Raw genomic sequence first — 22,812 nt, forward strand, 5'->3', positions numbered from 1 at the left:
AGGAAGCCTCCCCCATGGGTTTATCCCGCAGCAAGCAGAATGCCCCGGTCGCGCCCGCGACCACGCTGTTCCTGTTCGGCGCCCACGGTGACCTGGTCAAACGGTTGTTGATGCCTGCCCTCTACAACCTGTTTCGTGACGGGCTGGTGGGGGAGGACCTGCACATCGTCGGCGTTGACCACAACACGGTCAGCGACAGCGAGTTTGCGCAGAAACTCGAGGATTTCATTCGCAAGGAGGCGGCCAACAAGGTCGCCCAAGGCGGGGAAGACCCTCTTGACCCTGAGCTGTGGGGCAACCTGGCCGAACGGATTACCTACATCACCGGTGATTTTCTCGACGATGCGACCTACTCGGCCATCGACGACAGGATCAAGCGCACCGGAACGCGCAACGCCGTTTTCTACCTGGCGACTGCGCCGCGCTTCTTCAGTGAGGTGGTCCAGCGGTTGGGCTCGTCAGGCCTCATGGCGGAGAACGAAGAGCAGTTTCGCCGGGTGGTGATCGAAAAGCCGTTCGGTCACGACCTGCCCAGCGCCGTGGCGCTCAACGCCTGCTTGCTCAAAGTCATGAGCGAGAAACAGATTTATCGGATCGACCACTATCTGGGCAAGGAAACGGTCCAGAACATTCTGGTCAGCCGTTTCTCTAACGGGTTGTTCGAGTCGTTCTGGAACAATCACTACATCGACCACGTCCAGATCACCGCCGCAGAGACCGTCGGTGTGGAAACCCGCGGCAGTTTTTACGAAACCACCGGCGCCCTGCGGGATATGGTGCCCAACCACCTGTTCCAATTGCTGGCGATGGTGGCGATGGAACCGCCGGCTGCATTCGGTGCCGACGCGGTGCGGGGCGAGAAGGCCAAGGTCATCGGCGCCATTCGGCCGTGGTCGGAAATGGAAGCGCTGGCCAATTCGGTGCGCGGGCAATACACCGACAGTACGCTCAACGGCACCCGTGTTTCCGGCTACCGCGAAGAGGACCGGGTGGCCGCGGACAGCACCACGGAAACCTACGTCGCGCTCAAGGTGATGGTCGATAACTGGCGCTGGATGGGGGTGCCGTTCTACCTGCGCACCGGCAAGCGCATGAGCGTGCGCGACACCGAGATCGCCATCTGCTTCAAGCCTGCGCCCTACGCGCAATTCCGCGGCACCGATGTCGACCGTGTCGCGCCCAACTTCCTGAAAATCCAGATCCAGCCCGACGAAGGCATGTGGTTCGACCTGCAAGCGAAAAAGCCGGGGCCGACCCTCGATATGCAAACCATCGAGCTGGGCTTTGCCTACAAGGACTTCTTCGAAATGCAGCCGTCGACTGGGTACGAAACCTTGATCTACGACTGCCTGACCGGGGATCAGACCCTGTTCCAGCGCGCCGATAACATCGAAAACGGCTGGCGGGCCGTGCAACCGTTCATCGATGCCTGGTCCAAGGACCCCCATGTGGAGTTCTACAAGGCTGGAGAGGACGGGCCGGCGGCTGCTGACGAACTGCTCGAACGCGACGGTTTCCACTGGCAACGTCTCGGATGAGGGAAACCATGCATTCGCCTATCCGTTTCATGCTGTCGGACATCGACGGCACGCTGTTGCGACCGGATCACAGCCTCAGCCAAGCCAACATCGACGCGGTGCGCAAGCTGCGGGATGCCGGAATTCGTTTCACGGTGGCCAGCAGCCGCCCGCCAAGGGCCATGCGCCGGCAGATCGAGGCGCTGGGCATCGACCTGCCGACGGTGAGTTTCAATGGCGCCAACATCGTCAACCCCGACGGCAGCCTGCTCAAGGCTCACCGTATCGACCCCGTTGCGGCGCGCACGAGTCTGGACCTGTTCGCCGACCAACCGGTGTCGGTCTGGGTGTTCGCCGATGACCAGTGGCTGCTGCTCGACCCGCTCGGAGATTACGTCGAGCATGAGCGCACTACGCTAGGCTACGACTTTGTTCAAGTGCAGCATTTCGATGAGTACATCGATCGGATCGACAAGATCGTGGCCGCCAGCAAGGACTTCGAACTGCTCAAGCGGCTTGAAGCCCAGCTCAACCCGTTGATTGCGGACACTGCCCTGGCTGCACGTTCGCAGGCGTATTACCTTGACGTTACCGCCCTGGAGGCCAACAAAGGCGCCGCGTTGGCTACGCTGGCCGACGCGCTGGGCATCCCGCTCGCACAGGCCGCTGCCATCGGCGACGCCGGTAATGATGTGGCGATGTTTGCGCGCGCCGGGTTGGCGATCGCGATGGGGCAGGCGGAAACAGGCGTCAAATCTCACGCTCATCACGTGACGGGCAGCAATCTGGAAGACGGGCTGGCCATGGCCATCGAGCGTTACGTACTGCCGCATTGATTCCAGACACCCGAGGGGGCGGTGCCCATGGCTGTATTGATCGAAGACTACGCGCTGCTCGGCAATTGCCACACGGCAGCGTTGGTGGCCCGTGACGGGTCACTGGACTGGTTGTGCTTCCCGAGGTTCGACGCCCCTGCCTGCTTTGCTGCCTTGCTGGGCGACAGCGACAACGGCCGCTGGAAAATTGCCCCCACGGACGGTCAGTGCCAGACCCGGCGCCACTACCGCGACGGCACGCTCGTGCTCGAAACCTTGTTCACCGCCGACACCGGACGCGCCATGCTGGTGGACTTCATGCCTATGGGGCAGGAAAACAGCGTGGTGCGAATCGTCGTCGGGCTGGAAGGGCGCATGGACTTTTCCATGGACCTGGCGATCCGGTTCGACTATGGCAGTACGGTACCGTGGGTTGAAAAGCGAGAGCCTCATACCATGACCGCGGTCGCCGGACCGGACATGCTGGTGCTGCGAACGCCGTCGGAACTGCACCCCATGGACCATCACACTGAAAGCCTGTTTACCGTGGAGGCCGGACAGCGATTGAGTTTCGCCCTGAGCTGGCAGCCGTCCCACGAGCCGGTGCGCGACGGGTTCGAAGTCGAGCAGGCACTGCAGCAGACCGTCGCCTACTGGCGTGAGTTTTCGGACCGTTGTCCGGAGGTCGGGCCATGGACCGATCAGGTCAAGCGCTCGTTGATCACCCTCAAGGCCATGACCTATGCCCCCACCGGTGGCATCGTGGCGGCGGTCACCACCTCGCTGCCCGAGCAATTGGGCGGCGAGCGCAACTGGGACTACCGCTTCTGCTGGCTGCGTGATGCAACGATGACGCTGCTGGCGTTCATGAACCTGGGCTACTACGAGGAAGCTTCCGCATGGCGTAACTGGCTGTTGCGTTCGGTCGCCGGGAATCCCGACCAGGTGCAGATCATGTACGGCTTGGGTGGCGAGCGGCGCCTGCCGGAGTATCAACTGCCGTGGCTCAGCGGGTATGAGCAGTCCCGTCCGGTGAGGGTCGGCAACGCAGCAGCGACGCAGACGCAACTGGATGTGTACGGGGAGGTGGCCGACGCCATGACCCAGGCGTTGAAAAGCGGTCTCCCGCGCTTGCCCCGCAGCACGGAAATCCAGAAAGTCATCATGCCGTTTCTGGAGCAGGTCTGGCACCTGCCGGATGCCGGCATCTGGGAGATCCGCTCCGAGCCTCGGCACTTTACCCATTCGAAAGTCATGGCGTGGGTGTCGTTCGACCGTAATGCGGGGGTGCTGTCGCAGAGTGACAGCCCGGACGACCGCGAGCGGGGGCGGCACTACCGACGGATTGCCGACGAGATTCATGCCGACGTCTGCGCCCATGGCTACGACCCGGAATTGGCCAGCTTCGTACAAACCTACGGCGGCAAGGAATTGGACGCCAGCCTGCTACAGATCGCCCTGACCGGGTTCCTGCCCATCGATGACCCGCGTGTGACGGGCACCGTCGCGCAAATCGAAAACACTCTGATGCAGGACGGATTGTTGTTGCGGTACGACGGCGAACGCAGTGTCGATGGGGTGTCCGGCAGCGAAGGCACCTTTCTGGTGTGCTCATTCTGGCTGGCCGACGTGTATGTCTTGCAGGGGCGTGAGCAGGAGGCCAGTGACCTTTTCGATCGGTTGTGTGGCTTGTGCAATGACGTGGGCCTGCTCGCTGAGCAGTACGATCCTCGCGCTGGGCGCATGCTAGGTAACTTCCCCCAGGCGTTCAGTCACATCGGCATCATCAACACGGCGTTGAATCTTCACCGCGTGGTGTGCCCGGTCAAAACCCGCGCCGCGCAGCAGGCTGAGGTCTGATGCGTTGCCTCGCGCTCATTCCGCCTTGCGGAACGTGAAGTTGATCCGCTGCTCGCCCAATTGTGGATGATCGGCCTGTTTGATCGGCATGACCCCGTGATAGCGCAGCCTGTCTTCGCCGCCCCAGACCACCACATCACCATGGAACAGCGGCACGCGTTGTGTGGCGTCGCCGCGCGCGTGGCCGCCAAAGAGGAACATCGCTGGAATGCCGAGGGACACTGAGACCACCGGCCAACCCAGATCGAGCTCATCCTTGTCCTGATGCAGCGCCAGTTTCGCACCGGGAATGTAGCGGTTGATCAGGCAGGCGTCCGGAACGAAGTCCGCAAACCCTGCGCAGTCCGCAGCCCTTTGCGCCAGCTCCAGAAACACGGCCGGCATTTCAGGCCAGGGCTTGCCGGTTTGTGGGTCGATGGACGCGTATCGGTATCCGTTTCGGTCGGTGGTCCAGCCCACATCGCCGCAGCTGCTCAGCGCAACCGACATGGTGTAGCCGCCGGGCGTGGTCATGTGCCGGAAGGGCGCGCGAACCAAAACCCCCTCCAGCGCGGGCAGCAAGCGGTCGAGCAGCGGCAAGGCAAACCCGCGCAGCACGACGGAGCAGGGGCCGATCCGCTCGGTCGTCGGTGGCTGCGGCGCAGCGTCGGCGAATAGATCGAGCGTGGTGGGCGTGGTGCCTTTACGCTGCATCATCGGATACCGTCCGGATCAGAGTGCTTTGCTGACTTTCACGTCGCTGATCACGTCATCGCTCGCGCTGTGCATCTTCTGGAGGGCGGCGAGTGCTTCTTCAGCAGAAGGAGATTGCAACAGCGCGAACTCGAAGCGACGTTCGCCATTGAGCTTATAGCTGATGGCGTATTTGACGACCGGGGCCGTTGGGTTCATGAAGATTTCCTTAAAGACGATCCGGACCGAAGAGAAACGACGAAACTTTCACGCTCGGCCCGATTGAATGGGTCAACTCAGCCGGGAAGAGGAGCGGCGGACGATTTTGATCGAATGGGTGAAGGTCGTCTTGCGCCCCCCATGGCTGTCCATCTTGCGGCCGGCGGTGTCGATGGTGATGTTCCAGAAGCCGGAGCTGGGCACGGTGATCTTCGCCGGAAACCGGTCGAACGCGCCGCCGTGGTAGGTGTGACGGCCGCCATTTTTGAAACTGCGGAAATTCGCGTCGCTCATGAGGCGGATGTTGCAGAGCTGGGAGCACTCGATGACCACCATGTCATCTTCGTTAAGGTGCTCGCGCTGGTGTACGAACTTCATGGGTGTCTCCGGAAAACAGGCAGGCTTTGAAGCCCGCAACGATACCACGACGCGCTTGGGCATTGACGGCCAGCAGGCTTTTATCGCAGCGAACATGCCGAAAAATGCGTAAGGGCGGGGATTTAATCCGGTCCTCGCCTGTCGTAGCAGCTTTACTGGAGGGATTGTATGAAACTGGCTGTTGTTGTTCTGGCCTTGGCGATGACCGGTTGCGCCAGCGTGGCGGACATCGAGCATACGCCGGCGACCATGAGCGTCATGTCGGGCAAGAGCCCGCAAGCCTATGCCGAATGCTTTGTCGCGAAAATTGCCGAGAGCCGCAAACCGCCGCAGATCGAGCCGCACCGCGAAGGTCTGCGGGTCATCGTGCCGCAGAAATTTTCCAGCGGAACCCCCACCGCCATCGTCGACATCGAGAAGCGCTCAGGCGGCAGCTCGATCAAGCTGTTCGAAAGTGGCGGCAACAACCCCCTGCGTCCCAAGGACATTCAGCATGCGGTGACCGCGTGCATTTCGGGTGATTGATTCAGCGTCTCTATTTGCAGACCACCAGCACATTTCGGGTTTTGTAGTTGCCCACGTCCACGCCCAGGGTCTTGTCGGTTTCCTGGGGCTGCGGTGTGCCGTTGGTGCTGACGATGTTGTAGCCGGTGCCCGCGCAGGATGCGTCGGCTTTCTCATAGCAGGCGGCCCATGACATCGCTTCGCCGGAGCAGTCGATGCTGAGCGCCTGTTGGCCGTTTTTCAGGTAGGTGTTTTGTGCGGTCGCGCACCCGGCCAGGCCCAGTACTGCGATGACGGACAGGATCTTGATCATTTTTCGAAGGCTTCGCGATGAGGGCGGGGTTGATAATCAGCACTTCTCAGACTGAGCGGTGGTGCCATCGTTCCGGCATCACGGAAACATTTTTCTCCTAACAGCGCAGAACCCGGCTGCGGCGTAGCGCCGCCCGGCCGGGCGATGGATCAGGATTTGCGGTCGCTGCGCGGGCGAGGCGCCGCCGTATCCTCGAACACGGCCGCGACTTCGCGGGCCATGGCTTCGCTGGGCAGTGGGCCGGCCACTGCTTCCCCATCATGACCAACGAGCCACCATTGGCCGTCCTGCAGTTTCTGGATCTGGTATCCGTTTACGACGTTGCTTTGCGACATTGATCTGCCTCGATGAGTGACTCAGGTCGACATGATACGGTGCGAGCGTATTAATTTCCTGCGTGGCGCCGTAAACGCGGCTAGGCTTGCCTAAGTATCGCCGAAGCAGTCCGGGGCCAGGATGGCCTCGGCCGGCGAAGCTTCCGAGGCCTGGTCAAACCTTGCAGTCCATCCTTCGCACGTCGTCCCCCGGTGGTGCGCAAGGTTCGGTGATCGCAATATCGGAAATCGTGCGGAACTATCTGCGGAACTCTTCCTCTACCCACTCACCGAACGGCCAGTGGCGGGGGCATTGTAAGGTGATCGCCTCCTGATTAGACTGCGCCGCAACACCCCAAGCGCCATCAAGGACTTATATGATCAAGAAATGCTTGTTCCCTGCAGCCGGTTACGGCACTCGCTTCTTGCCAGCGACCAAAGCCATGCCCAAAGAGATGCTGGCAGTTGTCAACAAGCCGTTGATCCAGTACGGCGTGGAAGAAGCGCTGTCTGCGGGGCTGAATGAAATTTCCATCGTGACCGGTCGCGGCAAGCGTGCGCTGGAAGACCACTTCGACATCAGCTACGAGCTGGAACATCAGATCAAAGGCACCGACAAGGAAAAATACCTGGTCGGCATCCGTAGGCTGATCGACGAATGCACCTTCGCCTACACCCGTCAGACCGAGATGAAGGGCTTGGGTCACGCGATTCTGAGCGGTCGCCCGCTGATCGGTGATGAGCCGTTCGCCGTCGTACTGGCGGATGACCTGTGTGTGAACCTGGAGGGCGATGGCGTACTGGCCCAGATGGTCGAACTGTACAAGAAGTACAAATGCTCGATCGTCGCGATCCAGGAAGTTGATCCGCAGGAAACCAACAAGTACGGCGTCATCGCCGGCGAAGAGATCAAACCTGGCCTGGTGCGTGTGTCGCACATGGTCGAAAAACCCAAGCCGGAAGATGCGCCGTCCAACCTGGCGATCATCGGCCGCTACATCCTGACGCCGGACATCTTCAAATTGATCGAAGAGACCGAGCCGGGCAAGGGCGGTGAAATTCAGATCACCGACGCCTTGATGAAACAGGCTGCCAAAGGCGACGTGCTGGCCTACAAGTTCAAAGGCCAGCGTTTCGACTGCGGTAGTGCGGAAGGCTATATCGAAGCGTCCAACTTCTGCTTCGAACACTTCTACAAGACGGGCAAGTCGACCCAGTGATACCACTGTGCCGATCCTGAATCGGTCATCTGTATCGCAGCACAAGGCCACCTCCGGGTGGCTTTGTCGTTTCTGGGCGCCAGCCCTTGCCCGTTGCGCTGAAGCGGTTATGCTAGCCCTCCTGCCTAGGAGATAGACATGAGCTACGACTACGACCTTTTCGTCATTGGCGCCGGATCCGGTGGTGTTCGCGCCGCTCGATTTTCAGCGGGCTTCGGTGCTCGGGTGGCGGTTGCCGAAAGCCGTTACCTGGGAGGCACCTGTGTCAACGTTGGCTGTGTACCGAAAAAGTTGCTGGTCTACGGCGCACACTTTTCCGAGGATTTCGAAACCGCGCGGGCCTTCGGCTGGACGGTGGGCGAAACCGAATTCGACTGGGCACGCCTGATCGCCAACAAGAATCAGGAAATCAGCCGTTTGAACGGCATCTACCGCAAGCTGTTGAACGACAGTGGCGTGACCCTCATGGAAGGTCATGCGAAGCTGCGCGGGCCCCATGAAGTGGAAATCAACGGTCAGGTCTGTACCGCCGAGCACATCATGATCGCCACCGGTGGCTGGCCTCAGGTTCCCGATATTCCGGGCCGTGAGCACGCCATCACCTCCAACGAAGCCTTTTTCCTAAAAACGCTGCCCCAGCGGATCGTAGTGGTCGGGGGCGGCTACATCGCCGTTGAGTTCGCTTCGATCTTCAATGGCATAGGCAGTGACGTCACCTTGATGTACCGGGGCGAGCTTTTCCTGCGTGGGTTCGACGGCGGTGTGCGCGAGCACCTGCGCGACGAGTTGACCAAGCACGGCCTGAACCTGCGGTTCAATGCACAAATCGAGCGGATCGAAAAGCGAACGGATGGCACCCTGGACCTGACCCTGAACGACGGCACCACGGTCAACACCGATTGTGTGTTCTATGCGACCGGACGCAGGCCGATGCTCGATAACCTGGGCATGGAAACGGTCAATGTCGAACTCGACGACAAGGGGTTCATCAAGGTCGACGGCAATTACCAGACCAGCGAACCTTCGATCATCGCCATCGGCGATGTCACTGGGCGCGTGCAGTTGACACCGGTGGCACTGGCAGAAGGCATGGCCGTGGCGCGTCGACTGTTCAAACCGGAGCAGTACCGGCCAGTGGATTACAACCATATTCCAACCGCCGTGTTCAGTATGCCGAACATCGGTACGGTGGGCCTGACCGAGGAAGAGGCAAAGCGGGGCGGTTATGAACTGCAGATCTTCGAGAGCCGTTTCCGGCCCATGAAGCTGACGTTGACCGACAACCCGGAGCGTATCCTGATGAAGTTGGTCGTGGACGCGAAAACCGATCGTGTCCTAGGCTGCCACATGGTGGGACCGGATGCGGGCGAAATCATCCAGAGCATGGCCATCGCCATCAAGGCGGGCGCTACCAAGCGGGTATTCGACGATACGATCGGCGTTCACCCGACCGCCGCGGAAGAGTTCGTCACGATGCGCACCGTCACGCGCTGATCGCCAATACCGGCGCCACGGAAGGCGTCGGCCTGCAATCGTTTAGGGAAGGACCCTTTTTTGACCAGCAAGAGCTTTCCGGCAGCCATGCCTCTCGACCCCATTGCCCCTGATGGCCGTCCCGACGACGCTCAGGCCGCTCAACACAGCGAGCCCCACCACGAAAGTGAGCGGCAGTTCCGGACACTGGCCGATAACATGAGCCAACTGGCCTGGATTGCCGATCCGGCGGGCCAGATTCACTGGTACAACGCCCGGTGGTACAGCTACACCGGTACGTCGATGGAGGCCATGCTGGCGCTGGGTTGGCGTTCATTGCACCACCCGGATCATCTGGAACGGGTCAATGCCCGAATGCAACATTGCTTCGCGACCGGGTCGATCTGGGAGGACACCTTCCCGTTGAGGGGGCAGGACGGCCTCTATCGCTGGTTCCTGTCCCGGGCGCTGCCCATTCGCGACGCTCAAGGCAGTATCACCTATTGGATTGGCACCAATACGGACATCACAGCCCAGGTCAAGGCTGAAGATGCCTTGCGCGAGCTCAATGAAAGTCTGGAGCGCCGGGTGGCCGAGAGGACCCGCGAGCTGGCCGAGATCAATGAGCGCCTGCAGATCGAAATCAGCGAGCGCGCCCAGGCCGAGGAGGTGCTGCGGCATGCCCAGAAGATGGACGCCATCGGTCAATTGACCGGCGGGATCGCCCATGACTTCAACAACATGCTGACCGGCGTGCTTGGGGCGCTGGATTTGATTCAACGCCGCGTCGCCGCCGGGCGGGTGTCGGAAATCGATCGCTACATCGACGCCGCCATGAGTTCGGCGAACCGCGCGGCCTCATTGACGCATCGCCTGCTGGCCTTCGCTCGACGTCAGTCGCTCAACCCCCAGCCGGTCGATGTCAACCGGATGGTCGCGTCCATGGATGAGCTGGTGCGCCGGACCATCGGCGAAAACATCGAGCTGGAAGTCGACCTGAACCCGGCCTTGCGCTTGACCAGCACAGACGAGCACCAACTGGAAAACGCGTTGCTCAACCTGGTGATCAACGCGCGGGACGCGATGCCCGATGGCGGTCGTCTGCTGATCCAGACCGAAGGGGTGCACATCGCAATGCTGCACGACGCGCTGGTGCCCGGGGATTACGTCAGGCTCAGCGTGCAGGACACGGGCTGCGGGATGTCCAGCGAAGTGATTGCCCGCGCATTCGACCCGTTTTTCACCACCAAGCCGATTGGACAAGGCACTGGGCTGGGGCTTTCGATGGTCTATGGCTTCATCAACCAGACCGGCGGCCAGGTGCAGATCGACAGTGAAGAAGGGCGGGGCACGCGCATCGACTTGTATCTGCCTTGCTATCTGGAGCCTGTGGACCGACCGACACCGTCCGGTGTCGAATCCTTGCCGCCGCGGGCCAGCCAGGGGGAGCGGGTACTGGTGATCGAAGACGAGCCGGAAGTGCGCATGCTCGTGGTCGATGTTCTGCGTGAATTGGGCTATTCGGTGGAGGTGGCCTCGAATGGCGTGGCGGCGTTGCCGGTCCTGCGCGGCCCCGACCGCATCGACCTGTTGGTGACCGATGTCGGGTTGCCGGGGTTGAACGGTCGCCAGGTGGCGGAAATCGCGCGGCAGCAGCGGCCGGGGCTGCCTGTGCTGTTCATGACGGGGTACGCGCGCAATGCCGAAGTGCGCGGCGATCTTCTGGAGCGCGGCATGGAGATGATGATCAAGCCCTTCAATATCGACGACCTCGCTCAGCGGGTGCGCAGGTTGATCGAGCTGGCGTCCGATCAGCCCTGATCGGGCTCGGAAGCGGCATGCCCCGCCCGGGCGTTTTCGAGCGCGACTTCGGTCTTGATCAGAATCAGTTCCAACACGCGATTCTGCTGGTCGCGCTCGGTCAGTTGCGCTTTAAGCCTGTCGTTTTCCTGCCGGGCATTGCTCAGCCGCTCTTCCAGCAAGGCGCATTGGGTGTGGGCCTGGAGATGCTGTGCTTTGAGGGCTATGACCTGCTGCTCCTTGTCTTGTATCCGTGACGTGGTGTCCAGCGCGGCCTGGGTCAGGCGTGCATTCTCTTTCTGCTCTTTTTGCAGGGCCTGTTGAGTGCTCAGCAGCGTGGCTGTCTGAGTGCCGAGCTTGGTGGTCTGCGCGGCATGACGGTCGATCAGGTCAGCCAGTTGACGTTGTACGGCGTGGAGCGCGTCCTGCGTCTCTTTTTTCTCGGCATCGAGTCTGGCCTTGGCCGCATCGATATGCTCCTGCGCTTGCCCGCGTAGCCGATCGGAAAGGCGCGATACCAACGCGGTGAGTTCGTCGTCGATCGAGGGGGACGTGCGTGTTCCGCTGGTCGCGTCGAGTTCGCGCATCAGCCGATGAATCGTGCTTTTCGATCCTGTATTACCGAGTGCTATTCGTACCGCGTCGATACTGGGGTTTTCCCCCTTGGCGATGAGAGCCGAGCGTGCATCGCGCACTGCTTCGAGGGTTATACCGCTACGGGCCATAGAAATACCTGCTGCAGGATACTGATTACGTAACCCGTGTTACGTACTGTTCGGGGCGGGCAGTGTGAAGCATATCTCTGCGCCTGTCTGCTGCCAGTGGTAGCGATCGATTGCTTGAACTGAGCGTGAGGAAGTCGGTAGGCTGAGTCGCTGCGCTCACCGATGTGAGCGGATGGAGACTGACGTTCGCCTGTTCGTCACAGAACGCTTCTATATAAGTGTTCTTTTATAGCGAAAACCAATCGTTGGCATCAGGTTTGCCAATGAGACCTGACACCTGATTGTGAGTAAGCTCCTCCCCATCGAATTCAAACCCGTTTCATTTCCAACCCTAAGGAGATCCACCCGATGCCTATCATTAACAGCCAAGTCAAACCGTTCAAAGCGACCGCTTTCAAAAACGGTTCGTTCGTTGAAGTTTCGGATGCTGACCTCAAAGGCAAATGGTCTGTGGTGTTCTTCTACCCAGCCGACTTCACCTTCGTCTGCCCAACCGAGCTGGAAGACCTGGCTGACAACTACGACGCTTTCCAGAAATTGGGCGTTGAAATCTACTCCGTATCGACTGACACCCACTTTGCTCACGCTGCCTGGCACAACACCTCGCCAGCCATCGGCAAGATCCAGTACACCATGATCGGCGACCCAACCCTGACCATCTCCCGCAACTTCGACGTGCTGATCGAAGAAGCCGGTCTGGCGGATCGCGGCACCTTCGTGATCAACCCAGAAGGTCAGATCAAAATCGTCGAACTGAACGACGGCGGTGTTGGCCGTGACGCCTCTGAGCTGCTGCGCAAAATCAAAGCCGCTCAATACGTCGCTGCTCACCCGGGCGAAGTCTGCCCAGCCAAGTGGAAAGAAGGCGAAGCTACCCTGGCTCCGTCCCTGGACCTGGTCGGCAAGATCTAAGTCCTCATGACAGGACCGGGGGCGTTGAGCCCATAGGCAAGTCAACCGCATCGCCCCCAAAAAACGCCCGGGCGGTCATCGCCTGGGCGTTTTTTTTTAAGACACTGCATCTCCAGAATCCGCAAGAAAGGAAGCCGAATCATGTTGGACGCCAATCTTAAAGCTCAGTTGAAATCGTACCTGGAGCGAATCACTCGCCCAATCGAGATCGTCGCGTCCCTTGATGACGGCGCGAAATCCCAGGAAATGCTGTCGTTGCTCAACGACATCGTCAGCAGCTCCAACCAGATCACCCTGAATACCAACGGCACCGACTCGCGCACGCCGTCCTTCGCCCTGAACAGCCCGGGCCAGGACATCAAGCTGCGTTTTGCCGGCCTGCCCATGGGGCATGAATTCACATCGCTGGTGCTGGCGCTGCTGCAAGTCGGCGGCTACCCGTCCAAAGCCAGCGAAGAAACCATCGAGCAGGCGCGTTCGCTGACCGGTGCGTTCAAGTTCGAGACTTATTTCTCGCTGACCTGTCAGAACTGCCCGGACGTGGTCCAGGCGCTGAACCTGCTGGCCGTGCTCAATCCGAACGTCGAACACGTGGCCATCGAAGGTAGCCTGTTCCAGCAGGAAGTCACCGACCGCCAGATCATGTCGGTGCCCAGCATCTACCTCAACGGTGAGCTGTTCGGTCAAGGTCGTATGGGCCTGGAAGAAATCCTGGCGAAAATCGACACCAGCGCCGGGGACCGTCAGGCCGAGAAACTGAACGCCAAAGACGCCTTCGACGTTCTGGTGGTCGGCGGTGGCCCGGCCGGCGCGGCGGCGGCGATTTATGCTGCACGCAAAGGCATCCGTACCGCTGTCGCGGCCGAGCGCTTCGGCGGTCAGGTTCTGGACACCATGGCGATCGAGAACTTCATCTCCGTGCAGCATACGGAAGGGCCGAAACTCGCGGTGGCCCTTGAGGAGCACGTCAAAGAGTACGAGGTTGACATCATCAACCTGCAACGCGGCGATCAGTTGATCCCTGGCGAGAACGGCGCGCTGCATCAGGTGAAATTCGCCAGCGGCGGGGTGCTGAAGGGCAAGACCGTCATTCTGGCGACTGGCGCCCGCTGGCGCGAAATGAACGTGCCGGGCGAGCAGCAGTATCGCAATAAAGGCGTGGCGTATTGCCCGCACTGCGACGGTCCGCTGTTCAAGGGCAAGCGTGTGGCCGTGATCGGCGGCGGTAACTCGGGCGTCGAGGCTGCCATCGACTTGGCGGGGATCGTGTCCCACGTCACGCTGCTGGAATTCGACAGTTCGCTGCGCGCCGATGCCGTGCTGCAGCGCAAGCTGCACAGCCTGCCGAACGTGACGGTGCTGACCAGCGCCCTGACCACCGAAGTCACCGGCGACGGTCAGAAGGTCAATGGCCTGCGCTACAAGAACCGCGTCACAGGCGAGGAGATCACGGTCGAGCTGGAAGGCATCTTCGTGCAGATCGGCCTGTTGCCGAATACAGAATGGCTCAAAGGCACCATCGAGCTGTCGCCACGGGGTGAAATTGTGGTCGACAACCGCGGTGAGACCTCGATCCCGGGTGTCTTCGCTGCCGGTGACGTGACGACCGTGCCGTACAAGCAGATCGTGATCGCGGTAGGCGAGGGCGCCAAGGCTTCCCTCAGTGCCTTCGATCACCTGATCCGCACCAGCGCGCCGGCGTGATAGCCGTCGCGACAGCGTTAAAAAAACCTCATGAGTGATCATGAGGTTTTTTTTTACCCGCTGCCGCCCTGTAAGGAGCGCGCTTGCCCGCGACAGCAGTGTGTCAGCCACCTCGTTGTCGCAGTGACAACGTAGTCGCGGGCAAGCGCGCTCCTACAAGAGCTCCTTAATCAGCGACCGGCGTTGGCTGGATGATTTCGACCCAATAGCCATCCGGATCCTTGATGAAGGCCAGGCTTTTCATCCGGCCATCGGTCAGGCGCTTTTGGAAATCCACGCCTAATGCCTCAAAGCGTGCGCAGGCAGCGTGAACGTCCGGCACAGAAACGCAGATGTGGCCGAAACCGCGCGGGTCGGTGTTGCCGTTGTGATAGCTGAAGGCCGGATCCTTTTCGGTGCCGTGGTTATGGGTCAGTTCAAGAATGCCGGGAATGCCCTTCATCCAGACGGTGCGAGCGGCAGCGTCTTCTGGAATCTGCGCCTTGTCGACCAGCGCCAGGAAGTACAGGCTGAATTCCGCTTCAGGAAAGTCACGCTTTTCGACCAGGCTGAAGCCCAGTACGCGCGTGTAGAAATCCAGCGATGCAGTGATGTCTTTGACACGCAGCATGGTGTGGTTGAACACGAATTGTGCGGTGGCCGCGTCTGGCTGGGCCGTGACGCCGGGGAAGGTATTCAGTTCGTGCAGACTCATGGTCACTCCGAAGGGGGCAGTAAATGTTGCACAATGATACGGGACACAGCGCCAGAGCCAAACCCGAAAGTGCGGCGCCATTGCCGCAGCCCTTGTGACGGCGGGCGCGGTGGCTCACACTTTCCGTCACTCAGGTTCGGTCATCGGTCAGGTGTTCAGGTTGCGCATTTACCTTTCTGTGGGTTTCTTTTTATCACTGGCGCTTGGCAGCGCCTGGGCGGCCGATACGCTCATCATCTGGCCGAGTGACTGGGAGGTCGAAGCACTGCCTCAGACGGATGCCGCTGTGCAGATGCGTCAGAGGGCGGTCAAGCATGATGCCAACGGCGATCCGGCGATGGTCGTGGAGCTGACACAGACCCGTCTGCAGCCAGGTCATGAGGTCAATGTTCAGGGGGTGCTCCTGGAGATGCGCAAGGCTGTACAGGTCAATTTCGTCCACGGTGGGTTCCAGAGCGTCTGTACGCAGATGAAGACCAGCACATTGGGCGAGGTCCCGGCCGCAGAGACGACGTGCACCATTACCCAGAACGGCGTCCATGTCATGACTCAGACCCTGGTCGCGGCGGCCAGCAAAGCGCTGGCGTGGTCGTTGTCGTATGCCGGTTCAAAGGAAGGTTATGCGGCGAACCGAGATGAGGTGATGCGTATTCGGGACAGCCTGCGCTTGGATGTGTCCCCTTGACGCCGAATTTCAGGCAAGAAGAAGCCCGCCGAAGCGGGCATGGGGTGCTCTTCCATTAGCAGTCTTCATCCTGTAGAAACGCGTGTGAAAAAAACGTGAAGGTGGATTCCCTTCGGTCGGCAATGTACGGGCGGGGAGCGCTGGAAATCTTTGCTTCATGTGCCTGAGCATGGCTTCAAAGGCCTCGTGTGTATCGTCCAGATTAATAATCACCTGACGATTATTGCATTGTGCAGATATCGAGAGGGATGATGGCGTGAGTGGCAGTCGGCAAATTGACCCGGTGAAGACGATATTCATTCACGACGGACCGCAACGTTCATTACCGGGAGGGCGGGATAAACCAAACGCTAATGATCATTCTTCACTCAGTTATTGCGCTAATAAAAAAGCCCCGAAGTCCGGGGCTGTTTTATAACGCATTGACAGGAAGCGATCAGCCGCGCAACCAGGAGTCGACAGCTTCGACGCCGTATTGCTCTTTCCAGGCTTTCAGACCGCGGTGATTGCCACCCTTGGTTTCGATCAGTTCGCCTGTGTGCGGGTTGTGATAAACCTTGACCACCCGGGCCCGACGACGCTTCGGACCGGCAGGGGCCGCGGCCAGCGCAGCTGAAGGATTCGGGTCAAGGATAGCGATGATGTCACGCAGGCTCTTGTCATAGGTGCTCATGAGCGCCTGAAGCTTCTGCTCGAATTCGATCTCCTTCTTCAGTCCGGCATCGTTCTTCAGGTTTTCCAGCTGAGCCAGCTGTTCCTGAAGGGCTTTTTCTGCGGCGCGAAACTCGGCAAGTCTGGACAAAAATAGTACTCCGGCGGTAATTGGCTGTTGTCAGCCCAACGCAAGCAACATAGACGTGATCGGGGAGCCGACGCAGGTCTTGTGCTCATTTAATGACTACCCGGCCTAGGCGTTGTCACCCGTGAAGAAACTAAGAGGGTGTTGTCAGCGGCTCATGGGTGGCGAGGTAGTTGTAAGTCGCTACGGGCAAATAATGCACGTTTTTTTCGAGTTGGAAAACAGGCGCAGCGCATTTGTTATATGAAACTTCTTCAACGCGATAATCCGATCGGAAAAATAAGTCGAGGCGGGACAGTAGGCGTGTAAGTAATTTCCTGAACTATGTCGTCAGGGGAAACTATCGCAATTCCCCGGCCGGTGACACGCGCAGTTTACAAGCCCTGTTGCAGCGCAGGATCGTCAGGATTCAACTGTTCGAGCTCGGCGAGCAGCACTTGGACTTTCTGCAGTTGCCCGGACTCTTTCCAATAACGAATCAGTAGAATTCGCGCACGGCGGTTGGCCGGCTGGCGCTGCAGAATGTCCTCAAGTTGTCGCTGCGCCGGTTCCAGTTGCTGCAGGTCGTGCAAGGCGACCGCCAGGTCGTAGCGATAGTCATTGTTCTCAGGTTCCAGCTCCACGGCCTTGGCCAGGGCCAGCAGTGCGTACTCATGCTGCTGGTGACGCAACAACCAGCGTCCAAGGGCGTGCTGCAGCAGGGAGGACTGAGGGTGCCGTTCCAGCCATTGCGCCAGTTGCTGGCGTGAGCGGTCGCTTTGCCCTTGCTGATCCAGCAACTCGATGAGCGCCAGTTCCGCCTGAACGTTGTCTGGCTCCAGTTTCAGTGCCAGGGCCAACGCGTCGAACGCCTTGGGCATGTCGCCCTGGTTGATGTACAGCCGGGCCAATTGTGTCTGGCTTTGACCACTGGGCGGTTGCGCGGCCAGGAAGTGCGCGTAGTCGGTGGCGGCGTCCTGCAACGTTCCGTAATACAAACCGACATCATCCGGGGTCAGACCCAGCAGCGCGCGAACGGCGCTGTAACGCACATTCGCGTCGGGGTCCTCGAGCAGTGGGCCGATCAATACGCTGCGCTGTGCCTCGGGGACCAGCGCCGCCACGGTGTCGATGGCTGCCTGTTGAACCAGCGGCACGGAACGCTTGAGGTCGCCGTCGAGAATCTTCAGCGCCTGAGTACTGGGGTAATTCACCAGCTCAGCCAGCAGGCCGGCGCGGCGTATGTCCGACAGGTCGGTGCGGCTCAACTGTTGGTAGAGCACTCGGGCGGCGCCGGGTTTGCCATCGTGCGCTTGTTCCAGCGCTTCGGCATAGCTGTGATTGACCACGGGCGGGGCCGGCGGCGCATGCCAATTGCGCACCAACAGCGCCAGCCCGATGACCATCACGGCCACCGTCGCGGCGATGCCGGCGATCCAGCGACGGCGTGCTTTGACTGCGGCAGGTGAGGGCGGAAGAGGCGCTTTTGGCATAAGGGTTTCCGTGGCGGCGAACAATCAGCTTCGGGGAGTCGATGGCGAGTGTCAAACGTCGGGGCAATAAAAAGCCTCGGACCTTGTGAGTCCGAGGCTCTGCGGGCTAACGGATCGCGTTCCCTGGCGTCAGGTGTCGGCGATCAGGCGTTGGGCTGCCAGCCACCGCCCAACGCTTTGTAGATCGCGACGATGCCGCGGTACAGCTCGATCTCGGCCAGGGCCTGGCTGTCCTCGGCGGCCAGACGCTCGCGCTCGGCATCCAGCAGCACCAGGAAGTCGGCCGTGCCTTCGCGGTACTGGATGTTGGCCAGATCCGCTGCCTTGCGGCTGGACTCGCTCTGACGTACCAGCGACACCAGGCGCTGCTGACGCTTGTCGTAGTCACTGAACGCGTTTTCGGTTTCTTCCAGGGCCAGCAAGACCTGCTGCTCGTAGTTGGCCAGTGCGCCTTCGGCATCCGCGTTGGCGCCACGAATGCGCGCTTTTACGCTGCCCAGGTCAAACGCCGCCCAGGTGATGCTCGGGCCCAGGCCCCAGGCTTGCGCGGCACTGGAGCCAATCTGCGAACCACGGCTGGCGGTGAAGCCAAGGAAGCCGCTGAGGCTCACCCGTGGGAACAGGTCGGCGGTCTGCACGCCGATGCGTGCGGTTTGCGCGGCCAACTGACGCTCCGCACTGCGCACGTCAGGGCGGTTTTCCAGGAGTTTCGTCGGATCCCCGATGGGCAGCGCCTTGGAGATCGCGGGCAGTTTTGCCGGGCTCAGGTCGATGGTCATGGCATCCGCACGCTCGCCCAGCAAGGTGGCGATACGGTTACGTTCGCGCGCCTGCTCGGCCTGCAGTTGAGGGATGGTCGCTTCCACGGCGGCCAGCCGTGCATCGGCACGTACCACGTCCAGCTCGTTGCCCACGCCTTCGTCGCGCAATTGAGCGGTGACGCCACGGGATTCCTGCTGGTTCTTCAGGTTGGCCCTGGCAATGTCCTCGCGCAATTGAGCGCCACGCAACTGGCCATAAGCGTCCACCAGTTCGGCGATCATGGTCACCTGCAATTGATAGAGGTTGGCTTCGGCCACCTGCTGATCGGCCTCACTGGCTTCCAGCTCGCGCTGGATACGGCCGAACAGGTCGATTTCCCAGGCCATGTCCAGGCCCAGGTCATAGCGCTCCTGGTTGATCCGGTGCTCGGTTTCTCCAGGGACCTGAGCTCGACCGACCTCGCTGCTGGCACGGCTGGTGACCACCGGCATGGCGTCGTTGCTGATGTCGTCGCGAATGGCACGAGCGGCCTTCAGGCGGGCGAACGCCACGCGCAGCTCTCGGTTGCCTTGCAGCGATTGGGCCACCAGTTTGTTCAGGGTCGGGTCTTCGAACTGCTGCCACCAGATGGTTTCGGTGCGGCCGCGGTCGTAGTTGCCCTGTGCGGCGGCCTGAATATTGGCCGCCGCGGTATCCGGCGTCTTGTAGTCGGGGCCGACGGCACATGCCGCCAGCGCCAGGACCAACAGGCTCGGCAGGAAGAGTTTTGCAGCCTTCATCAATGAGCCTCCGGAGCGATGTTTTGAACGCGTTGAGCCTTGGCTGCCTTACGCGCCTCTTTGCGTCCAACGTAGTTACGAATCAGCACATAGAACACAGGGGTCAACAGCAGACCGAAGAAGGTCACGCCAAGCATCCCGGAGAACACCGCCACGCCCATGGCATGACGCATCTCGGCACCTGCGCCGCTGGACAGCACCAGCGGGACGACGCCCATGATGAACGCGAAGGAGGTCATCAGGATCGGGCGCAGACGCAGGCGGCAGGCCTCAAGGACCGCCTCCAGCGGGGTCTTGCCTTTTTCCTGCTCGTCCTTGGCGAACTCGACGATGAGGATCGCGTTCTTGCACGCCAGGCCCACCAGTACGATCAGGCCGATCTGGGTGAAGATGTTGTTGTCGCTGCCGGCAATGATCACGCCGGCGATGGCGGACAGCAGGGTCATCGGCACGATCAGGATGACGGCCAGCGGCAGGCTCCAGCTTTCATACAGCGCCGCCAGCACCAGGAACGCCAGCAACACGCAGAGCGGGAAGACCAGCAGGGCGGTGTTGCCCGACAGGATCTGTTGGTAGGTCAGGTCGGTCCACTCGTAGGTCATGCCGTTGGGCAGCTCTTGCTTGAGCAGCTTGTTCATGGCCGCTTCCGCTTGGCCCGAGCTGTAGCCGGGCCCGGCGGCGCCGTTGATCTCGGCGGTGATGAAGCCGTTGTAGTGCATGACCCGGTCAGGCCCCGAACTGTTGGTGACCTTGAGCAGGGTCGCCAGCGGAATCATCTCCCCCAGGTTGTTGCGCACTTTCAGTTGGCCGATCTGCTCGGCGTCCTGACGGAACTGCTGCTCAGCCTGAACGTTGACCTGATAGGTCCGACCGAAACGGTTGAAGTCGTTGGCATACAGCGAACCGAGGTACACCTGCAGGGTGTCGAAAATGTCGCTGATGGCCACGCCGTGGGTCTTCGCCTTTTCCCGGTCGATCGCGGCATCGACTTGGGGCACGTTCACGGTGTAACTGGTGAACAGCGCTGCCAGCTCCGGCACGCTGCGGCTCTTGGCGATGACGTTCATCGTCTCTTTATAGAGCTCGTCATAGCCCAGGTTGCCGCGGTCTTCAATCTGCAGGCGGAAACCGCCGATCGTGCCCAAGCCCTGTACCGGCGGCGGTGGGAAGATCGCCATGTAGGCTTCCTGAATCGCGGCGTACTTGCCGTTCAGCGCCCCGGCGATGGCTCCGGCGGATTCATCGGCGGCTGTGCGTTCGTCGAACGGCTTGAGGGTCACGAACACGATGCCGGAGTTGGGACTGTTGGTGAAGCCGTTGATCGACAGACCCGGGAAGGCGACCGCGCTTTCCACGCCCGGTTGCTTGAGGGCGATGTCCGACATGCGCTTGATCACGTCTTCGGTGCGATCCAGGCTCGCGGCATCCGGCAGTTGCGCAAAGGCGACCAGGTACTGCTTGTCCTGCTGCGGCACGAAACCGGTCGGTGTGGTCGAGAAGCCCAGCCAGGTCATCACGATCAGGCCCGCATAAACCAGCAGCGCGACACCGCTGACACGAATCACGCGGCCCACGGCACCCACATAGCGGTTACTGGCTTTCACGAACACGCGGTTGAACGGACCGAACAGCCAACCGCCCAGCAGCTTGTCGAGGAAGCGCGAGAAGCCGTCCTTCGGTTCGTCGTGGCCCTTGAGCAACACGGCCGCCAATGCCGGGGAAAGGGTCAGCGAGTTGAAGGCCGAGATCACCGTCGAGATGGCGATGGTCAACGCGAACTGCTTGTAGAACTGCCCTGTGAGACCGGAGATGAACGCCGCCGGTACGAACACCGCACACAGCACCAGGGCCGTCGCGATGATGGGGCCGGTCACTTCGCGCATGGCGATCTGTGTGGCTTCCATCGGCTTATGGCCGAGTTCGATATTCCGCTCGACGTTCTCCACCACGACGATGGCGTCGTCCACGACGATACCGATGGCCAGTACCAGACCGAACAACGACAGCGCGTTGAGCGAGAAACCGAACAGGTGCATGACCGCGAAGGTACCGATCAGCGACACCGGCACAGCAGCCAGCGGAATGATCGAGGCGCGCCAGGTCTGCAGGAACAGGATCACCACCAGGACTACCAGGATCAGCGCTTCGAACAGCGTGTGCACCACCGCTTCGATCGAGCCGCGCACGAAGATGGTCGGGTCATAGACGATGCTGTAGTCCATGCCTTCGGGGAAGCTCTTCTTGAGCAGCTCCATCTCCTCGCGCACTTCGTTGGAAATGTCGATGGCGTTGGAGCCCGGGCGTTGAAAGATCGGAATGGCTACCGCCGGCTGATTGTTCAGCAGCGAACGCAGCGCGTATTGGCTGGAGCCCAGCTCGACACGGGCAATGTCTTTGACGCGGGTGATTTCGCCGTTTTCGCCTGAGCGAACGATGATGTTTTCGAACTCTTCTTCAGTGACCAGGCGGCCCTGGGTGTTGATCGACATCTGGAAGCTGGTGGCGCTCGGCGAGGGCGGTGCGCCCAGTTGACCGGCAGCGACCTGGCGGTTCTGCTCGCGAATGGCGTTGACCACGTCGGTGGCGGTGATGTTGCGCGATGCGGTCTTGTTCGGGTCCAGCCAGATACGCAGCGAGTAGTCACCCATACCGAACAATTGCACGTCACCCACACCGTTCAGACGGGCCAGCTCATCCTTGATGTTGAGCACGGCGTAGTTGGAGAGGTAGAGCATGTCGTAACGCTGGTCGGGTGAGGTCAGGTGGACCACCATGGTCAGGTCGGGCGAGGCCTTGTCCACGGTAATACCGATGCGCGTCACCTCTTCAGGCAGCTTCGGTTCGGTTCGCGTGACACGGTTCTGCACCTGGACCTGCGCGGTATCCAGATTGGTGCCCAGCGCAAAGGTGATGGTCAGGGTCAGTTTGCCATCGGCGGTGGCTTGCGAGGACATGTAGAGCATGTTCTCGACGCCGGTGATGGCCTGCTCCAGCGGAGCGGCAACGGTTTCGCCGATGACCTTGGGGTTTGCGCCGGGGAAGTTGGCGCGCACGACCACGGTCGGCGGCACGACTTCCGGGTATTCGCTGATCGGTAGCTGGAACAGCGAGATGGCGCCGCCGATCAGGATCAGCAGTGAAAGCACCGCTGCGAAGATCGGTCGCGTGATGAAGAATTTGGAAAAATTCATGAAG

At 60.7% G+C, this 22,812-nt stretch carries 21 protein-coding genes; 10 read left to right on the plus strand and 11 right to left on the minus strand.

The window, feature by feature from the left end:
• Nucleotides 1–14 precede the first annotated feature (14 nt).
• Genes zwf through N5D61_RS00840 form a run of 3 tightly spaced genes read left to right on the plus strand, consistent with a single transcriptional unit; the run spans nt 15 to nt 4,192 of the window.
• Nucleotides 15–1,538: a glucose-6-phosphate dehydrogenase gene (gene zwf, locus N5D61_RS00830; RefSeq protein ID WP_279890147.1), complete on the plus strand. Its 1,524-nt coding sequence runs from the start codon at nt 15–17 to the stop codon at nt 1,536–1,538.
• Between the two features lie 8 nt (nt 1,539–1,546).
• The gene (locus N5D61_RS00835) at nt 1,547–2,353 is read left to right on the plus strand and encodes an HAD family hydrolase (protein ID WP_279890148.1); all 807 of its coding nucleotides are present in this window, start codon (nt 1,547–1,549) and stop codon (nt 2,351–2,353) included.
• Between the two features lie 27 nt (nt 2,354–2,380).
• Nucleotides 2,381–4,192 (plus strand): glycoside hydrolase family 15 protein, encoded by a 1,812-nt coding sequence (locus tag N5D61_RS00840; RefSeq protein WP_279890150.1) that lies wholly within the window; start codon nt 2,381–2,383, stop codon nt 4,190–4,192.
• Between the two features lie 15 nt (nt 4,193–4,207).
• Here the strand turns inward: N5D61_RS00840 and alkB are convergent, their stop codons facing one another.
• The 3 genes from alkB to N5D61_RS00855 form a co-directional block, all read right to left on the minus strand.
• Nucleotides 4,208–4,885, minus strand: a complete 678-nt coding sequence (alkB, locus tag N5D61_RS00845; protein WP_279890521.1) for a DNA oxidative demethylase AlkB — start codon at nt 4,883–4,885, stop codon at nt 4,208–4,210.
• Between the two features lie 18 nt (nt 4,886–4,903).
• A complete protein-coding gene (locus N5D61_RS00850; protein ID WP_108238124.1) occupies nt 4,904–5,083 on the minus strand; it encodes a hypothetical protein in 180 nt (59 codons plus the stop codon).
• A gap of 72 nt (nt 5,084–5,155) precedes the next feature.
• A complete protein-coding gene (locus tag N5D61_RS00855; protein ID WP_108238125.1) occupies nt 5,156–5,461 on the minus strand; it encodes a DUF1883 domain-containing protein in 306 nt (101 codons plus the stop codon).
• Between the two features lie 168 nt (nt 5,462–5,629).
• On the opposite strand from N5D61_RS00855, the gene N5D61_RS00860 reads away from it, so the two are divergent.
• Nucleotides 5,630–5,986 carry a hypothetical protein gene (locus N5D61_RS00860; protein ID WP_108238126.1) on the plus strand — a complete coding sequence of 119 codons (357 nt, stop codon included), beginning with the start codon at nt 5,630–5,632 and terminating at the stop codon, nt 5,984–5,986.
• Between the two features lie 10 nt (nt 5,987–5,996).
• On the opposite strand, the gene N5D61_RS00865 is transcribed toward N5D61_RS00860, so the two are convergent.
• Together N5D61_RS00865 and N5D61_RS00870 are read right to left on the minus strand one after the other, a co-directional pair.
• Nucleotides 5,997–6,278: a hypothetical protein gene (locus N5D61_RS00865; RefSeq protein WP_279890151.1), complete on the minus strand. Its 282-nt coding sequence runs from the start codon at nt 6,276–6,278 to the stop codon at nt 5,997–5,999.
• Between the two features lie 149 nt (nt 6,279–6,427).
• The gene (locus N5D61_RS00870; protein ID WP_108238128.1) at nt 6,428–6,613 is read right to left on the minus strand and encodes a hypothetical protein; all 186 of its coding nucleotides are present in this window, start codon (nt 6,611–6,613) and stop codon (nt 6,428–6,430) included.
• A 356-nt stretch (nt 6,614–6,969) separates the two neighbouring features.
• On the opposite strand from N5D61_RS00870, the gene galU reads away from it, so the two are divergent.
• The 3 genes from galU (at nt 6,970) to N5D61_RS00885 (ending at nt 11,106) form a co-directional block, all read left to right on the plus strand.
• Entirely contained in the window at nt 6,970–7,812 is an 843-nt protein-coding gene (gene galU, locus N5D61_RS00875; protein WP_108238129.1) for a UTP--glucose-1-phosphate uridylyltransferase GalU, read from the plus strand.
• 138 nt (nt 7,813–7,950) lie between these two features.
• Nucleotides 7,951–9,306 (plus strand): glutathione-disulfide reductase, encoded by a 1,356-nt coding sequence (gene gorA / locus N5D61_RS00880; RefSeq protein WP_279890152.1) that lies wholly within the window; start codon nt 7,951–7,953, stop codon nt 9,304–9,306.
• Nucleotides 9,307–9,366: 60 nt separating this feature from the next.
• Nucleotides 9,367–11,106: a PAS domain-containing hybrid sensor histidine kinase/response regulator gene (locus N5D61_RS00885; protein WP_279890154.1), complete on the plus strand. Its 1,740-nt coding sequence runs from the start codon at nt 9,367–9,369 to the stop codon at nt 11,104–11,106.
• On the opposite strand, the gene N5D61_RS00890 is transcribed toward N5D61_RS00885, so the two are convergent.
• A complete protein-coding gene (locus N5D61_RS00890; protein WP_279890155.1) occupies nt 11,097–11,810 on the minus strand; it encodes a DNA-binding protein in 714 nt (237 codons plus the stop codon). The two genes, N5D61_RS00885 and N5D61_RS00890, sit on opposite strands and share 10 nt — an antisense overlap.
• A gap of 348 nt (nt 11,811–12,158) precedes the next feature.
• Here N5D61_RS00890 and ahpC point away from each other — a divergent pair, with 348 nt between their 5' ends.
• Both ahpC and ahpF read left to right on the plus strand, forming a co-directional pair.
• Entirely contained in the window at nt 12,159–12,722 is a 564-nt protein-coding gene (ahpC, locus tag N5D61_RS00895; RefSeq protein WP_108238132.1) for an alkyl hydroperoxide reductase subunit C, read from the plus strand.
• 141 nt (nt 12,723–12,863) lie between these two features.
• Entirely contained in the window at nt 12,864–14,426 is a 1,563-nt protein-coding gene (gene ahpF, locus N5D61_RS00900; RefSeq protein ID WP_279890156.1) for an alkyl hydroperoxide reductase subunit F, read from the plus strand.
• Between the two features lie 166 nt (nt 14,427–14,592).
• On the opposite strand, the gene gloA is transcribed toward ahpF, so the two are convergent.
• Nucleotides 14,593–15,120, minus strand: coding sequence for a lactoylglutathione lyase (gene gloA / locus N5D61_RS00905; RefSeq protein WP_108238134.1), 528 nt, complete (start codon nt 15,118–15,120; stop codon nt 14,593–14,595).
• Nucleotides 15,121–15,280: 160 nt separating this feature from the next.
• On the opposite strand from gloA, the gene N5D61_RS00910 reads away from it, so the two are divergent.
• Entirely contained in the window at nt 15,281–15,805 is a 525-nt protein-coding gene (locus N5D61_RS00910) for a DUF4946 domain-containing protein (protein ID WP_279890522.1), read from the plus strand.
• 436 nt (nt 15,806–16,241) lie between these two features.
• Here the strand turns inward: N5D61_RS00910 and N5D61_RS00915 are convergent, their stop codons facing one another.
• From N5D61_RS00915 to N5D61_RS00930, 4 genes are all read right to left on the minus strand, one after another.
• Entirely contained in the window at nt 16,242–16,607 is a 366-nt protein-coding gene (locus N5D61_RS00915) for a histone-like nucleoid-structuring protein, MvaT/MvaU family (protein WP_108238136.1), read from the minus strand.
• A gap of 371 nt (nt 16,608–16,978) precedes the next feature.
• On the minus strand, nt 16,979–18,076 hold the full coding sequence (locus N5D61_RS00920; RefSeq protein ID WP_279890157.1) for a tetratricopeptide repeat protein: 1,098 nt from the start codon (nt 18,074–18,076) through the stop codon (nt 16,979–16,981).
• Nucleotides 18,077–18,219: 143 nt separating this feature from the next.
• A complete protein-coding gene (locus tag N5D61_RS00925) occupies nt 18,220–19,617 on the minus strand; it encodes a TolC family protein (RefSeq protein ID WP_279890161.1) in 1,398 nt (465 codons plus the stop codon).
• Nucleotides 19,617–22,808 carry an efflux RND transporter permease subunit gene (locus tag N5D61_RS00930; protein WP_108238139.1) on the minus strand — a complete coding sequence of 1,064 codons (3,192 nt, stop codon included), beginning with the start codon at nt 22,806–22,808 and terminating at the stop codon, nt 19,617–19,619. Before N5D61_RS00930 ends, N5D61_RS00925 begins: the two co-directional genes overlap by 1 nt.
• Nucleotides 22,809–22,812 lie beyond the last annotated feature (4 nt).

This window comes from Pseudomonas sp. GD03842, from assembly GCF_029841165.1.
Classification (GTDB): domain Bacteria; phylum Pseudomonadota; class Gammaproteobacteria; order Pseudomonadales; family Pseudomonadaceae; genus Aquipseudomonas.